Origin of the sequence: Halorubrum sp. Atlit-28R, assembly GCF_003665955.1 — an archaeon.
Lineage (GTDB): Archaea > Halobacteriota > Halobacteria > Halobacteriales > Haloferacaceae > Halorubrum > Halorubrum tropicale.
The window spans coordinates 1-15522 of the sequence record NZ_QPLS01000003.1 but is presented as its reverse complement, the minus strand read 5'-3'; the positions used below and the strand labels follow the sequence as shown (position 1 = coordinate 15522).

The following is a 15522-nucleotide window of genomic DNA, read 5'->3' as shown; positions in this document are numbered from 1 at the left end:
GTCGACAAGACGGTTGCGGCGGGGGCGGCGGGATCCCAGGGGCGTCGACCCGCCTACCCGATCACGCCGGCGGCCCGCAGCTCCTCGCGGAGCGCGTCGCGTTTCACCAGCGCGAAGCCGACGCAGATGACGAGGAAGCCGGCGACCGTCGTGGCGGTGATCCCCTCGTCGAGGACGAGCCATCCGACGAGGGCCGCGAACACCGGCGCGACGTAGGAGACGAGGTTGATCTCGATCGGCCCGAGCCGGTCGAGCAGGTGGAAGTAGATGAGGAAGCCGATACCGCTGGCGACGACCGAGAGGTACGCGAGCGCGAGCAGCGACTCCGTCGTCCAGACCGCGTCGGCGACCGACTCGCCGAGCGCGACCGAGACGAGGTGGGTGAGTCCCGCGCCGAGCAGCATCGACCACGCCTCCATCGTCTCGATGGCGATGTCGGCCTCGGAGGCCCGGGAGAGCACCGAGCCGAGCGCGAAGGAGGCGGCCGCGAGCAGGACGAGCAGCTTCGCGACCGTGCCGCCGCTCGTCAGGTTCGCGGGGTCGGGGTTCGCGAGGACGACCGCGCCGACGAGTCCGATCGCGAGGCCGAGCGCCCCGACGGCGGTCAGCCGCTCCGCGGGCAGGACGGCGCGGGCGAAGACTGTGGTCAAAAGCGGCGAGAGGCTGACGATGACGGCCGCGACGGCGCTCGTCACCGCCGGGTCCGTCTCGCCGACGAACAGGAAGGAGTGGTAGGCGGCGATGATGAACACGGCGCCGGAAACCACTTCCAGCCACGCGTCGCGGCCGCGCGGGACGGGGTCGTCGACCGCGTACGCGGCGTACGCGAGCATCACGACGCCCGCCACGTCGTACCGGAACGCCGCGAACAGCACCGGCGGGAAGTACGCCAACCCCGCCTTGATCGCGACGAACGCCGAGCCCCAAACGGCGGCGAGGACGAGGAACAGCGAGAGGTTTCTGAGACGGCTCACGTCGGCCCTCTTCCCGGACCGGGCCAAAAGCTTCCGGAAGCGGTCCGGTTCGCTGGCTCGGACGACGCGATGGCTCGGACGACGCGATGGCTCGGACGACCAATGGCGAGCACGACGCGGCGGCAGCCGAGGTTCGGGGGACGGCCGACCGTCAGCGCACTCGGTACCCGTCTGCGTCGCGGGCGATGACCCCCACGTCGGAGAGCCGTCGGAGGGCGCTCTCGACCGTCGACTCCCGTGCGCCGACCTCGTCGGCCACCGCCGCGGGGGTGCCGTCGGTCTCGACGACCGCGGCGATGACGGCCGCGAAGAAGCGGCTGTCGGCCTGCCCGCCGAGCCGCTCGTCGATCTCGGCGAGGGCGTCCTCCACGCGTCCCTGGACCCACCGCTGGGCGAGCGAGAGCTCGCGGTCGAGGTCCTGGAGGCGCGCGAACTCCTCCGCGAGCTCCGCGAGGTCGCTGGTCGAGCCGGACCCGTCCGGCGCCTCGATCGAGAGGTGGGGACAGCGCCCGGACATGTCGAGGCTGTTCTTCGCCGGGTACGCGCTCTTCGCGCCGAAGCCGTACGGCGAGACGCTCACCTCCAGGCGGAGGCTGCGCGCGATCCGGAAGTACTTCCGCCGCTGGTCGTCCGTGGTCGACTCGACGACGCCGGCCTCCTCCAGCTTCCGCAGGTGGTCGATCACCGCCTTCGGGCTCACGTCCAGGTACTCCGAGATCTCCGTGACGTAGCAGGGCTTGGTGGCGAGAAGCCGGAGGATGCGCCGGCGGTTCTCGTTACCGAGGAGATCGAGCAGTACCGCGGAGTCCATTAACGTGTGGTTAGCGTCGGGCGGATAAAAGGTTGACTTCCGGTGACGGGCGCGCCGGGCGCGGATCGACCGAGGGAGCGGCCCCGCCGGGAGCGCGGCGAGACGCCGCCCACCGAAGGGTAGTTACCCCGCGGGCGGCACGCGGGAGTATGGAGACGGCACTCGTTATCCTCGACGGCTGGGGGCTCGGCGACCACGACCGCCGCGACGCGGTGAAGGCGGCCGACACGCCGACGTTCGACGCGGCGACGGAGCGCGGGGCGGACGGCCGCCTCGTCGTCCACGGGCGCCGCGTGGGGCTCCCCGAGGGACAGATGGGCAACTCGGAAGTGGGCCACCTCAACATCGGCGCCGGGCGAGTGGTGAAGCAGGCGTACACGCGGATCACGGACGCGCTCGCCGAGGGGTCGCTCTCGGACAACGACGCGATCGCGGACGCGCTCGATCACGCCGACTCGACCGGCGGCCGGGTCCACTTCATGGGGCTGGTCTCCGACGGCGGCGTCCACTCCGACGTGGAGCACCTGCTCGCGCTGATCGACGCCGCCGCCGACGCGGGCGTGCCGGCGACGAGCCACGCGTTCACCGACGGGCGCGACACGGCCCCGGAGATCGCCGACGGGTTCCTCGCCGACGTGACCGCGAAGGCGGACGAGCGCGGGACCGGCCACGTCGCGACCGTGACGGGGCGGTACCACGCGATGGACCGCGACGAGAACTGGGGACGCACGAGGAAGGCGTACGACGCCATCGTCTCCCGCGCGGCGCCCCACGAGGCCGAGAGCGCCGTCGCGGCCGCGAAGGAGGCCCACGCCCGCGGCGAGACGGACGAGTTCGTCGAGCCGACGCTGGTCGCCGGCGAGCCCGCCCTCGAAGACGGGGACGCGGTGATCTTCTTCAATTTCCGCGCGGACCGCGCGCGGCAGCTGGTCCGGATGCTGACTGGGGTCCGGCCCGCGTGGGGATTCGACCTCGATCAGCCCGACGTCCGCATGACGACGATGACCGAGTACGACGAGACGTTCGAGTTCCCGGTCGCGTTCCCGCCGCAGATCCCCGAGAACACCATCGGCGAGGTCGTCGCCGACGCGGGCGGCACCCAGCTGCGCATCGCGGAGTCGGAGAAGTATCCCCACGTCACCTACTTCCTCAACGGCGGCCGCGAGGTGGAGTTCCCCGGCGAGATCCGCACCATCGTCGAGAGCCCGGACGTGCCCACCTACGACCGTCAGCCCGAGATGTCCGCCCCCGAGGTGACCGACGAGGCCGTCGAGACCATCGCCTCGGAGGACCCCGACCTGCTCGTCCTCAACTACGCGAACCCGGACATGGTGGGCCACACCGGCGACTTCGACGCGGCGGTCGAGGCCGTCGAGGCCGTCGACGAACAGCTCGACCGGCTGCTCGACGCCGTCGACGACGCCGGCGCGCACGCGGTCGTCACCGCCGACCACGGCAACGCCGACGACATGGGCACGGCCGACGACCCGCACACCGCGCACACGTACAACCCGGTCCCGTTCGTCTACCTGACGCCCGACGGCGACGACGGGGGACGCAGAGTCCGCGAGGACGGCTCGCTCTGCGACATCGCGCCGACGCTCCTCGACCTGATGGACCGCGACCAACCCGCGGAGATGACCGGCGAGAGCCTGCTCGCGAATAAACGATAAACTTCGGAGCGATTCCCGCCCGTTCCACGGCGTTTTAATACGGCGTCTGTCCTGCTATCTTTCATGACAGACGAGACCACGCCGGTGATCGCGGCCGCCTACCGAACGCCGCAGGGGAAAGACGGCGGCGTCTACGAGGACGTCCGCAGCGAGGACCTCTCGACGACGCTGATCGACCACGCGCTCGGCGAGACCGGGCTGACCAGCGACCACGTCGACGACCTGATGTGGGGCGTCGCGCAGCAGCGGACCGAGCAAGACAACAACGTCGCGCGCGTCATCGCCCTCCTCTCGGAGCTGGGCGAGTCGGTGCCCGCCACCACGATCAACCGCTGGTGCGCCTCCTCGATGCAGGCGGTCATCTCGGCGTCGGACGCGATCGCCGCGGGCAACCGCGACTGCATCATCGCCGGCGGCGTCGAGAACATGAGCCGCGTCCCGATGGACGGCGATTCCTACCAGCACCTCCACCCCGAGCTCTCGGAGCGGTACAACCTCTTCCAGCTCCAGATGGGGATGACCGCCGAGAAGGTCGCCGAGGAGTACGACGTGAGCCGCGAGGCGCAAGACGAGTACGCGGCCCGCAGCCACCAGCGCGCCGCCGAGGCGACCGAGTCCGGCCGCTTCGACGACGAGATCGTCCCCGTCGAGACCGAGGACGGGCTCGTCGAGGAGGACGAGGGGATCCGCCCGGACACCACCGCCGAGAAGCTCGCCGACCTGCCGCCCGCGTTCACCGGCGACGGCAGCGTCACCGCCGGGAACTCCTCGCAGATCTCCGACGGCGCGTCGCTCACGGTCGTCACGAGCAGGGCCTTCGCCGAGGAGCACGGGCTCGACGTGCTCGCCGAGGTCGGCACCAACGCGGTCGCCGGCGTCGACCCTACGGTGATGGGGATCGGCCCGGTCCCCGCCACCCGCGGCCTGCTCGAACGCGCCGGCACGGACATCGACGACTACGACCTGGTCGAACTCAACGAGGCGTTCGCCTCGCAGTGCGAGTACTCGCGGCGCGAGCTCGGCGTCGACGAGGACAAGTACAACGTCAACGGCGGCGCCATCGCTATCGGCCACCCGCTCGGCGCCTCGGGCGCGCGCCTCCCCGTCACGCTGCTCCACGAGATGCAGAAGCGCGACGCCGAGCGCGGCCTCGCGACGCTCTGCGTCGGCTTCGGGCAGGGCGCCGCGATCGAGTTCATCCGGTAGACGACCCGCGAGACGGATTTTCCGCCGCGGCGCGCCTGCGAGCGGCCGCCCCCGGCGGCCGCGAGCCAGCCCGCGAGGGTGTCGCGAGCGGTGCGAGCGAAGCGAGCACCTCGATTGCGAGCGGTGGAACCGCGAGCAGCGAGCGACGAGGCTGGGGAGGCGTGAGGTGTGGTCGCGGTGCGGTGCGCGGCGGGAATCGAAGGCGCGGCACGCGGACGGAGCTTCGAAGACGTTCGCCGTCAGTCGGCAGCCGGTTTCTTATAGGAAAGCAGCCGGCACCTCGGTGTCTTACTCCTCGGCGTGCGTGAAGCCGCGGTCGGGTAGCGGATCGCCGTCGACCGTGACCCGCGGCGCCTCCTCGGGCTCTTCGACCACACGTCCGATCCGCGTCAGGCCGACCGGACACGCCTCCGCGGCCATCTCGAAATCCTCGTCCGGCACCGCACACAGCAGTTCGAAGTCCTCGCCGAAGTGCGCGGCGAGTTCGAACCGCTCCGCCGACCCCCCGGCCACCTCTTCGACGGCGGGATGGACCGGCACCGCGTCCCGCTCGATCTCGATCCCGACCTCGCTCGCCTCCGCGAGCTGGTGACACGAGCGGGCCAGCCCGTCCGAGGAGTCCATCATCGCGGTCGCGGTGCCCGCGAGCGCGAGCCCGTCAGCGACCCGCGGCGTGAACCGGAACAGCTCGTTCGCGCGCTCGACCGCCGCGTCGTCCCCCTCTTCGAACAGGCGCAGCGCGGCCGCGGACCGTCCCCACTCGCCGGTGACGCAGAGCGCGTCGCCCGGCCGCGCCCCCGACCTGGTGACGGGGCCGGCCTCGGTCACGTCGCCGACCGCGGTGGTCGCCGTCGTGAACTCGGCGTGCTCGTCGAGGTCGCCGCCGACGTACTCGGCGTCGACCGCCTCGCAGACGTCGACCGCGCCGGCGACGAACGAATTGAGCTCGTCCCGGTCGAACGCCTCGTCGGCGTAGACGGCGACAGCAGCGCGCGCGGCCGCGCCGGTCGCGGCCACGTCCGACAGCGACGCGCCGACGGCGCGCCAGCCGGCGGTGTACCGCGTCGTCCCGGGCGGGAAGTCGGTCCGCTCGTGGAGCATGTCCGTCGTGATGACCGTTCCGTCGACGACGGCGGCGTCGTCGCCCGCGTGCGGGAGGTCGGCCGCGAGGGCCCGGAGGGCGTCGCGTTCGTTCACTACCGACGCTCGGCGCGGCGAGGGCAATAAGCGATCGGTCCGGGCGGCGGGACCGCCGACCGCCGCTCAGCGCCGACGCCGGGGGGCGTGCGGTCGGGCCGTTCGCCGCGTCTGTGGTCCGTGTTGTCATGGAACATTTAATCGGGTAAAACAACATAACGAATATTATCATTATCAATCATTACGTTTATTATGCCCTGTCGAGTCGTTCCAGTCGCAATGGCAGTATCCGTACGCGGACACGCAGCGACCCGACGCACCGAGTCGATCACCAGACGACCGCCCCAACCGCCCACACGACCCGATGACGACGCCTAACGACACGCCCGACGACACGACCCGACGCACCGACAGCACGACCGACGCGGACTCGACGACCCGTACCGACCGCCGGACGGAGTCGAGTACGACGACACCTTCTCCCCGGACGATCCCCGGTCGCACCCCGCTAACCGAGGAGGCCGGCGCGCCGCTGGTCCCGACGATCACGACCCGACGAGCCACCGAGACGCGGTCTCCCGGCTCGCCCCCGGCGACCGAGGCCCGCCGGCCGACCCGCCCGCCGACCGACGACGAGCGCGACGCGCCGCTCGTTCCCGACCTGCGTCCCGCCTCGCGGACGCGGACGGACGGGGGGTCGCGATGACGGCGAACGCCGCGCGTCGCTCCCGCGACCCCTCGACCGGATCGCCCGCCGAGGGCTCGTTCCGCCGCGCCGTCCCGATGACCGGGACCGGCGACGGCCCCCGACCCGATCCCACGACGTTCGCGCCGAGCGCTCGCCGCGACGGCGAGGGCCGCGGCGACCGACGCGCCGCCGCCGACCGACGCCCGACCGACGGCCGCCGCGCCGGCGAGCGACGGGCGACGACGAACCGCACCGCAGCCGACGACTCCACGCAGTAACCCGATGAATCCCAACGAACTCGACGACGACGTCTTCACCAGAGATATCGACAACCCGGCCGGCCGCCGACTCCGCGAGCTGTTCGACGAGCAGGAGTACACGTTCGCGCCCGGGATCTACCACGCCCTCGACGCCCGCCTCGCGGAGATGGCTGGGCTCGACGCGGCCTACATGAGCGGCTACTCGACCGTCCTCGGCCAGTTCGGCTTCCCCGACCTGGAGATGGTCACGATGAGCGAGATGGTCGAGAACGCAAAGCGCATGGTCGAGGCGACGAACCTCCCCGTCATCGCCGACTGCGACACCGGCTACGGCGGCGTCCACAACGTCCGCCGCGCGGTCCGCGAGTACGAGAAGGCCGGCGTCGCCGCCGTCCACATCGAGGACCAGACCTCGCCGAAGCGCTGCGGCCACATCGCCGGCAAGCAGATCGTCTCCCGCGAGCAGGCCCGTTCGCGCTTCGAGGCCGCGGTCGACGCCAAGCAGAGCGAGGACACCGTCATCATCGCCCGCACCGACGCGTACGGCTCCGCCAACGGCGACTGGGAGGAGCACCTCGAACGCGGCCGGATCTACGCCGACGCCGGCGTCGACCTCGTCTGGCCCGAGATGCCCGACCCGTCCCGCGAGGACGCGGTCGAGTACGCCGAGACGATCCACGAGACCCACCCGGACCTCGATCTCGCCTTCAACTACTCCTCGTCGTTCGAGTGGGGCGCCCAGGAGGATCCGCTCACCTTCGAGGAGCTGGGCGACCTGGGCTACCAGTACATCTTCATCACGCTGTACGGACTCCACTCCGGTGCGCACGCCGCATACGAGGACTTCGCGAACATCGCCGAGAACGACGAGGCGGCGCAGTTCGACCTCGAAGAGCGGTATATCGGCCACGAGACGGAGAGCCACCACGAGCTCTCCTTCGTCCCGCGGTACCAGGAGGTCGAGGCCGAGTTCGACCCCGAGGCCCGGCGGCGCCAGGAGGAGTCGGCCGGCTTCACCGAAGAGGAGAGCGACCCGATCACGGCCTCGGAGGGCGACGACTGATGGGCGGACCGGACGACGTGACGCTCCGGCGGAGCCAGCTCGCCACCCCCGGCTCCGACCCGAAGATGATCGAGCGGGCGCCCGACTCCGGCGCCGACGAGGCGTTCCTCGACCTGGAGGACTCCGTCGCGCCCGCGGCGAAGGTCGACGCCCGCGAGAACGTCATCGAGGGCCTGATCGAGTACGACTGGTCCGACACCCGGCCCTGTTACCGGATGAACGGCGTCGACACCCGCTGGTTCTACGACGACGTGATCGAGGTCGTCGGCCGGGCCGGCGAGTACCTCGACACGATCATGGTGCCGATGGCGAACAACCCGGAGACGGTCGCCACCGTCGACAACCTCCTGACGCAGGTCGAGGCGAACAACGACCTCCCCGTCGGCGAGATCGGGCTCCAGGCGCAGATCGAGTCCCCGGAGGCGATGACGAAGGCCGCGGACATCGCCCGCGCCAGCGACCGCCTGGAGTCGCTCGTGTTCGGTCCCGGCGACTACACCGCCAACGTCGGCGCCGCCGGCCTCACGATCGGCTCCGGCGGCGGCTACCCCGGCCACTACTGGCACTACCAGCTCGCGCGCATCGCCCACGCGGCGAAGGCGCAGGGGCTCCAGGTGATCGACGGGCCGTACGCCGAGATCGAGGACGCGGAGGGGTTCCGCGGCTCCTGCCGCTGGGCGAGCCAGCTGGGCTGTGACGGCAAGTGGGCGATCCACCCGAGCCAGATCGAGCCCGCGAACGAGACGTTCGCGCCCTCTCCCGAGGAGGCCGAGAAGGCGCGCCGGATCGTCGACGCCTACGCCGAGGCGAAGGAACAGGGGAAAGGCGCCGTCTCGGTCGACGGCGAGATGGTCGACGAGGCGACCGACAAGATGGCCCGCGGCATCGTCGCGCGCGCCGAGCAGGCCGGGATCCTCTGAGCCCCCGGCGCGCGCCGCTCACTCCTCGTCCGCGATCGCGCCGAGATCGCGGAGCTCGTCGATGTCGCCCTCGCCGTAGCCGTACTCGCGCAGCACCGACTCCGTGTGTTCGCCGAGCGCCGGCGGGTGGCGGCGGACCGTCGTCGGCGTCCGCGAGAAGTGCATCGGCGACCCGGGGAACCGCACCGTGCCCGCGGTCGGGTGCTCCGCCTCGGCGAGCATCCCGCGCGCCTCGATCTGCGGGTCGTCGAACACCTCGCCCACGTCGCGGACGCGGCTCGCGGGCACGTCGTGCGCTTCCAGCCGCTCGACCGCTTCGTCGGTCGTCATCGCCGCGAACGTCTCCTCTAACTCGCGTTCCAGCTCGTCGCGGTTCCGGACGCGCCCCTCGTTCTCCTCGTAGCGCTCGTCGGCGAGCAGGTCGGGGCGGTCGATCGCCTCGCACAGCGGCGGCCAGAACCGGTCCGACGAGCAGGCGACGACGACGTAGCCGTCCGCCGTCTCGTACGCCCGGTAGGGGACGATGTTCGGATGCTTGCTCCCCATGCGTCCCGGCGGCTCGCCGCTGGCGAAGTAGTTCGTCGCCATGTAGCTGGTCCAGGCGGCCTGCCCGTCGAGCAGGCTCACGTCGATCTTCTGTCCGCGGCCGTCGCCGAGCTCGCGTTCGAGCAGCGCAGCGAGGATCGCCTGCGTCGCGTACATCCCGGCGCCCACGTCGGCGAGCGCGACCCCGATCCGGACCGGCGGGCCGCCCTCGACGCCAGTGAACGACATGAACCCGCCCCGCGCCTGCATCATGATGTCGTAGGCGGGCTTGTCGCGGTCCGGCCCCCACTCGCCGTACCCGGAGATGCCGCAGTAGACGAGCCCCGGGTTCTCCTCGACGAGGTCGCCGTAGTCGAGGCCCCACTCGGCGGTCTTGCCGACGCGGAAGTTCTCGACGAGCACGTCGGCCTCGCGCGCGAGGTCGCGGACGACCGCCCGGCCCGCCTCGGTCGTCAGGTCCAGCTGGATCGACCGCTTGTTTCGGTTGACGCTGACGTAGTAGGCGCTCTCCGCGCCCTCGTCGCTCTCGCCGTCCCCCTCGCTGAACGCCGGGGGGACCCACGTCCGGGTCTGGTCGCCCGGGCCCGGCCGCTCGACCTTGATGACCTCCGCGCCGAGGTCGCCGAGCTGCATCGTACAGAACGGGCCGACGAGGACGCGCGAGAGGTCCAACACGGTGAGCCCGTCGAGCGGCCCCGCGTCGCCCTCGGGCTCTCGCGCCTCACCGACCACGCGGTCTCGCCTCCGTCGACCGCCGCCGTGTCCGGTTCATGCGATCCGGCACAGCCGCCGGGGTACTGAGTGTTGCGGCGTCGCCGCGGCCGACGGAAAACGAGCGTCGCCTCAGGCCGCGAGCGTGTCGATACCGTCGATCTCGACGTAGCCGTAGCCGCAGTCGGGACACCGCCACTTCGTCTTCTCGCCGAGGTGGAGCGTCATCGCCGCGGTCCGGTAGAACGAGCGAGTCTCGCCGCACGCGGGACAGTCCACGTCCTTTTCGAGCGCCATGTGCGCCGATCGATCCGGGCCGGTGTTGAACCTACTGATCCGACCGCCGCCGTCGCGCGCGGTCGGTCGCCGCGGTCCGCACCTCGTCGAGTCCGCCCGCGACGACGCTCTCACCGCGCCCTCACCACACCGGCGCGAGCAGCAGCGCGACCGTCGCCGAGATGAAGACGAGCTTGAGGGCGGTGTTGACGACGATCACCTTCGTGCCGAACGAGGGGCCCCAGATCCCGTACTGGAAGGGGATCGAGCGCCGGAAGGTCGAGACGGCGAACGAGAGGATGCTCCCGATGAGCAGCGACGCGACCGCGGTGCGGGTGGTGAAGACGCCGGCCTCGGTCCCGGCGAGCGTCGCCGCGCCCGCGGTCGTGTCGAGCGTGAACACCGCGATGACCGGGACCGCGGCGCCCGGCAGCCCCAGCACGCCCGTGATCGGCTCGGCGACGCTCGTCAGCGCCCGTACGTCGTAGGTGGTGACGATCCAGATGACGAGCGTGTAGACGACCGCGAGCCGCGGGACGATCCGGCGGAGCGTCCCCCACGACTTCTCGGCGGCGTCGCGGACGCGCTCGCGGCCGTCCCGGTCGTCCGCCTCGGGGCCGGTCGCGTCGACCTCGCCGAGCGCGGACCGGTCGACGTTCGACTCCGAGAGGAGGAGCCCGCCCGCGACGACGCCCGTGACCGAGATCAGCAGCGCGATGCCGGCGCGCGCGCCGACGTAGACGGCCCCCGTGGTGACGCCCAGGATCGGGATCAACACCGGCACGTAGTAGGTGAACACGTGCTGGACGAACCCGAAGAACGTGTTCATCACCACGGCGACGAGCGTCGCCCGGTCGTCGAGCAGGCCCGCCTCGCGGTACTCCGCGAGCGTCGCGTAGCCCGCGGTCGTCGACGCGGCGGTCGTGAGGATCGCCGTGCCGACCTCGTCCGGGAGGTTCGCGGGCCGGGTGAGCCACCCCGCGACCCCGGCGACGTACCGGACCAGCCCGAACGCGACGGCGACGTTGGCGGCGAAGACGCCGCCCGCGATGAACGCCGTGATCCGCGCCAGCCGTGGGACCACCTCCGCGAGCAGGACCGAGAGGTCGGCGGCGACTGACTGCACGGACCGACGTACGCGAGGGGCGCTCAAATGGGCGTCGGAACGCGCGCTCGTTCCCGCCGCGTCGGAACGCCGACCCGGCGTCGACGCGGGGAGCGAGAGCGGCGGCGCGCGGAGCAAGAGCGGCGGCGCGCGGGGCTTATGTCCCGCCGCGGAGAACGGGGGGCCGATGGCTCCCGCCGAGGACGACATCTCGATCGACGAAAAGCGCGTGTACGCGGGCAGCGCCGGCCGCACCGACGCCTACGTCGCGACGGGATCCGGGATCGTCCGCGTCTCGCTGTCGGCCGACAAGGTCGGCGCGTTCGACATGGTCGCGCGCGACCCGGCCCGCGACGTGGCCGTCCTCGCGCGCGGCGACGGCGCCGCCGACCTCGTCGCCGCGGCGACGCCCGACGGGCTCTCGGTCGCGGCGGTCGACGACGATCCGGAGTTCGAATCGGTCGACGACGACCCAGCCGTCGCGGTCGGCGCGGCGAGCGGGCGCGGCGACGCGACGGGAGCGCGCGACGGCGCGCTCCTCGTCGCCCGCGAGAGCGGCGCGGTCGAGCGCGTCGCGTTCGAGGCGGGCGGGACGGCGGTCGCCGCGACGACGCGGCTCGGAACCGTCTCGGCGCCGCGCGCCGTCGACGGGGCGCTCGTCGCGGGCGCGGAGGGGGTGTTTCGCGTCGCCGACGACGGGCTCACCGACGTCGGACTCGACGACGCCCGCGACGTGGCCGGCGCCGGGATGCCGCTCGCCGCGACCGGCGCGGGACTGTACTGGCTCGGCAACGGCTGGATGACGGTGCGGGAGGGGTCTGCGGACGCGGTCGCGGCCGACGGCGACGGCCACGCCACGGCGGTCGTCGACGGCGACCTGCTGGTTCACGCCGACGCGGGCGGCGAGTGGGGCGACGAGGCGTGGGAGACCGCCGAGCTCCCGGTGGACGAGGCGGTCGTCGCGCTCGGCTACGGCCCCGGCCTCTCGGTCGCGGTCACGACGGCGGGCACGCTCTGCGTCGACGCCGGCGACGGCTGGCGCCACCAGGTGGTCGGCGTTCGGGACGTGGAAGGCGTGGCGCTCGCGGTCGTGGAATAAGACGAGCGATATGCGGAACCGTTCGGTTGCTCCTCCGCTGCCGCTGGCGCGATGAAGACCGCCGAAGCCCCGGTCGCGAGGCGGGCGCACGCTCGGTGCGCTCCTCGCTTGCTCACTCCGTTCGCTCGCTGCGGTGCTTCCGTCGCCTGCGCCCGCCTCGCGACCGGGGCTTCGAGTCCCGCCCACACAGCCCCGCACCTCACCCCTCCCCAGCCTCGTCGGCGGTTCTCCGCTTCGCTCCGAACCACCGAACTCCCTCGCGCGTGCGACTCGCGCCCTGCGGGCGCTCGTCGGCACGCGCCACCGCCTCGGTTATTTATAACCAACTAGTTAGATTCCCGCCTGAGGCCGTTTTACGTGCTCGGCAGGTCGATCGGCTCGCCGTCGGCGTAGACGGTCGGGTCCCGGATGATCCCGTCGAGGTGGAGCGGCGCGTCGATCTCGCCGCCGATCCCGGCGTTGTCGCCGATCGCGATGTGGACCGTGCCGCCCGCCTTTTCGTCTAACAGGACCGAGCCGACCAGTTCCGCGACGCCGCCGTTCGTGCCGATCCCCAGCTCCGCGAGGTTGTACGCCGCGTCGCCGACGTCCTCGGCCGCCGACTCCACGTCGGCGCGGATCGCGTCGTCGGCGACGTCGGTGACGAACCCGTCCTCGACCTCGAACGCGAGCGTCTGCCCCTCGTCGAGCAGGCCGTGGGGCATCATCGTCCCGTCGACGACGAACGTGCCGGTCGCTGTCTCGGGCGCGACGAACACCTCGCCGGCGGGGAGGTTCGAGAAGTCGCCCGGCTCGCGGACCATGCCCGTGTCGGCGAGCCACTCGCGGCCGCCGATACCGAACGTGATGTCCGTGCCGGCGGGCGCGGTGACGCGGACTTCGTCGGCGTCGGCCACCTGGTCGAGCACGTCGTCGCAGGCGGCGTCGATGGCGGCGTAGTCGGCGTCGAGCCCGGTCGTGAACACGTCTTCGGTGATCCCCGGGAGCGTCGCGCCGCGCGCGCCGGCGTCGCAGGCGGCGCCGCGGGCGCGGGTGTGACTCAGGCTCTTCGTCGTCGGCGCGAGGAAGACGTCGGCCTCCCGCATCGCGGCCGCGACCGGCGCCGGCGGCTCCGTCCCGTGCTGGTCCGCGGGCGGGTACCGGAGGACCGTCGCGTCGTCGGTGACGGCGCTCGCGGCCGCGTAGAGCGCCTCGCCGATCGGCTCGCGCTCGTCGTCGGTGACGACGACGACGGACTCGTCGGAGGCGACGTTCAGACACTGTTCGACCGCGGTCGCCGCGGCGTCGGAGAGGTCGGCAGCCATGCCCGCGTCTCCGTCCGCCCGGGCGTTAGGCCTTGTCATCGGCGATTTTACTCTATTCCGTAATTGAATTATTTACGTCCGGTGCCGATCGGCGTCGAATTAACCGATCGATTACTCGTGGGGTAGTTAATTTCAATTTGCGAACCTCGAAAAGATTATACCGGTCCCCGAGCGAGGGACGCACATGATACGCGTGGGCGTCAACGGCTACGGCACGATCGGCAAGCGGGTCGCGGACGCCGTCGCGGCCCAGGCCGACATGGAGCTGGTCGGCGTGACCAAGGCGTCGCCGGACTACGGCGTCGAGACCGCGTCCCGCCGCGGATACGACCTCTACGCGGCGGTCGAGGACCGCACCGACCGGTTCGCGGCCGCCGGCGTCGACCTGGCGGGGACCCTCGGCGACCTGCTCGACGCCGTCGACGTGATCGTCGACTGCGCCCCCTCCGGCGTCGGCGAGCGCAACGCGCCGGTCTACGAGGCCCACGACACGCCGGCGGTCTTTCAGGGCGGCGAGGACGCGGCCGTCGCCGACGCCTCGTTCAACGCCCGCGGCCGCTTCGAGGCCGCCCGCGGCGCCGACTCCGTCCGTGTCGTCTCCTGTAACACGACCGCGCTCTCGCGGCTGCTCGCGCCGCTCGACGAGACCTTCGGCGTCGAGAAGGCGCGCGTCACGCTCGTGCGCCGCGGCGGCGACCCGAACGAGACCGACCGCGGCCCGATAAACGACATCGTCCCCGACCCGGCGACGGTCCCCTCCCACCACGGCCCCGACGTGAACGAGATCCTCCCCGACGTGGCCGTCGACACCGCGGCGCTGAAGGCGCCGGTCACCGCGATGCACACCCACAGCGTCAACGTCACGCTGGCGACCGAGCCGGACCCGGCGGCCGTCCGCGACCTGCTCGCCGGCGAGAGCCGGATCTTCCTCATCCCCGAGGCCGCCGGCATCGACGGGGCCGGAGCGCTGAAAGACTACGCCGCCGACGCGGGCCGGCCCCGCGGCGACCTCTGGGAGAACTGCGTCTGGGAGGAGTCGATAAGCGTCACCGGCCGGGACCTCTACCTGTTCCAGAACGTCCATCAAGAGGCCGACGTGGTCCCCGAGAACGTGGACGCGGTCCGCGCGCTCGCGACCGACGTCGACGCGGCCGAGTCGGTCGCGCGGACGAACGAGACGCTCGGCGTCGGTCTCGACGGCCGGCTCGGGGACGGCGAACTGCCCCGCACGGAACTCCCCGCCGACGACTGACGGGAGCGGGCGCTGAGTTCTTCTTTACCGAAATACGAGGCGAAAGCCTCGCCCTTCAGGGCGGGGATGAAGCCGACCAACAGTATTCAATCGCCGTCGATGGCATAGACGGGGTTCTAACGCAGTCTTTAATCCGTCCGACTGTGATAGTATGTATAGATGGTGAAGAGTACCCGTCACGCGAAATACGAACTCTACTATCACATAGTGTTCGTGCCGAAATACCGGCGTTCGTACCTGACGGGGAAGACGAGGGAACGTCTCGAAGCCATCTTCACGGAAATCTGTGAGGACAAGGGCCTCGAACTGGCCGAGTCCGAGGTCATGCCCGACCACGTACACCTGTTCATCGGGAGTCCACCCAAGAACACCCCGTCACTCATCGTCAACTGGATCAAGGGGATCTCTGCCCGCAAGTACAACCAGAGATACGACGACCGCGTGAAGTGGACTCGTTCGTACTACGTCGGTACCGCGGGGAGCGCCTCGAAGGGCGC

General features: G+C 71.4%; 16 protein-coding genes. 9 read left to right on the top strand and 7 right to left on the bottom strand.

Features of this window, described 5'->3' with window-relative positions; genetic code table 11:
• Positions 1-53: 53 nt before the first annotated feature.
• Together DVK06_RS05615 and DVK06_RS05610 are read right to left on the bottom strand one after the other, a co-directional pair.
• The gene (locus tag DVK06_RS05615) at positions 54-974 is read right to left on the bottom strand and encodes a DMT family transporter (RefSeq protein ID WP_053772699.1); all 921 of its coding nucleotides are present in this window, start codon (positions 972-974) and stop codon (positions 54-56) included.
• A 151-nt stretch (positions 975-1125) separates the two neighbouring features.
• Positions 1126-1785, bottom strand: a complete 660-nt coding sequence (locus DVK06_RS05610; protein ID WP_053772698.1) for an ArsR family transcriptional regulator — start codon at positions 1783-1785, stop codon at positions 1126-1128.
• Positions 1786-1934: 149 nt separating this feature from the next.
• Here DVK06_RS05610 and gpmI point away from each other — a divergent pair, with 149 nt between their 5' ends.
• The gene (gpmI, locus tag DVK06_RS05605) at positions 1935-3458 is read left to right on the top strand and encodes a 2,3-bisphosphoglycerate-independent phosphoglycerate mutase (RefSeq protein WP_121599614.1); all 1524 of its coding nucleotides are present in this window, start codon (positions 1935-1937) and stop codon (positions 3456-3458) included.
• A 63-nt stretch (positions 3459-3521) separates the two neighbouring features.
• Positions 3522-4664 (top strand): thiolase family protein, encoded by a 1143-nt coding sequence (locus DVK06_RS05600; RefSeq protein ID WP_121599613.1) that lies wholly within the window; start codon positions 3522-3524, stop codon positions 4662-4664.
• Positions 4665-4952: 288 nt separating this feature from the next.
• Here DVK06_RS05600 and thiL read toward each other — a convergent pair whose 3' ends face one another.
• Entirely contained in the window at positions 4953-5861 is a 909-nt protein-coding gene (gene thiL, locus DVK06_RS05595; RefSeq protein WP_121599612.1) for a thiamine-phosphate kinase, read from the bottom strand.
• Positions 5862-6165: 304 nt separating this feature from the next.
• On the opposite strand from thiL, the gene DVK06_RS05590 reads away from it, so the two are divergent.
• From DVK06_RS05590 to DVK06_RS05575, 4 genes are read left to right on the top strand one after another with little or no spacing between them, the layout of a single operon-like run.
• Positions 6166-6507: a hypothetical protein gene (locus DVK06_RS05590; RefSeq protein WP_053772694.1), complete on the top strand. Its 342-nt coding sequence runs from the start codon at positions 6166-6168 to the stop codon at positions 6505-6507.
• Entirely contained in the window at positions 6504-6767 is a 264-nt protein-coding gene (locus DVK06_RS05585) for a hypothetical protein (RefSeq protein WP_199241371.1), read from the top strand. Before DVK06_RS05590 ends, DVK06_RS05585 begins: the two co-directional genes overlap by 4 nt.
• A gap of 4 nt (positions 6768-6771) precedes the next feature.
• A complete protein-coding gene (aceA, locus tag DVK06_RS05580) occupies positions 6772-7812 on the top strand; it encodes an isocitrate lyase (RefSeq protein ID WP_053772693.1) in 1041 nt (346 codons plus the stop codon).
• Positions 7812-8732, top strand: coding sequence for a CoA ester lyase (locus DVK06_RS05575; protein WP_121599611.1), 921 nt, complete (start codon positions 7812-7814; stop codon positions 8730-8732). The genes aceA and DVK06_RS05575 overlap by 1 nt, the downstream gene beginning before the upstream one ends.
• An 18-nt stretch (positions 8733-8750) precedes the next feature.
• Here the strand turns inward: DVK06_RS05575 and DVK06_RS05570 are convergent, their stop codons facing one another.
• The 3 genes from DVK06_RS05570 to DVK06_RS05565 form a co-directional block, all read right to left on the bottom strand.
• Entirely contained in the window at positions 8751-10010 is a 1260-nt protein-coding gene (locus DVK06_RS05570) for a CaiB/BaiF CoA-transferase family protein (protein ID WP_121599610.1), read from the bottom strand.
• A gap of 111 nt (positions 10011-10121) precedes the next feature.
• Positions 10122-10286: a hypothetical protein gene (locus DVK06_RS18900; RefSeq protein WP_167551924.1), complete on the bottom strand. Its 165-nt coding sequence runs from the start codon at positions 10284-10286 to the stop codon at positions 10122-10124.
• Between the two features lie 121 nt (positions 10287-10407).
• A complete protein-coding gene (locus tag DVK06_RS05565; RefSeq protein ID WP_053772690.1) occupies positions 10408-11391 on the bottom strand; it encodes a nucleoside recognition protein in 984 nt (327 codons plus the stop codon).
• Positions 11392-11557: 166 nt separating this feature from the next.
• Between DVK06_RS05565 and DVK06_RS05560 the strand changes: the two genes are divergently transcribed.
• Complete coding sequence (locus DVK06_RS05560) at positions 11558-12469, top strand: hypothetical protein (RefSeq protein ID WP_121599609.1); 912 nt, start codon at positions 11558-11560, stop codon at positions 12467-12469.
• 353 nt (positions 12470-12822) lie between these two features.
• On the opposite strand, the gene DVK06_RS05555 is transcribed toward DVK06_RS05560, so the two are convergent.
• Positions 12823-13773: an aminopeptidase gene (locus DVK06_RS05555; RefSeq protein WP_121599608.1), complete on the bottom strand. Its 951-nt coding sequence runs from the start codon at positions 13771-13773 to the stop codon at positions 12823-12825.
• A 184-nt stretch (positions 13774-13957) separates the two neighbouring features.
• On the opposite strand from DVK06_RS05555, the gene DVK06_RS05550 reads away from it, so the two are divergent.
• Positions 13958-15025, top strand: a complete 1068-nt coding sequence (locus tag DVK06_RS05550; protein ID WP_053772687.1) for a type II glyceraldehyde-3-phosphate dehydrogenase — start codon at positions 13958-13960, stop codon at positions 15023-15025.
• Positions 15026-15184: 159 nt separating this feature from the next.
• The coding region (tnpA, locus tag DVK06_RS05545) for an IS200/IS605 family transposase (RefSeq protein WP_121599607.1) at positions 15185-15522 on the top strand (338 nt) is incomplete at its 3' end.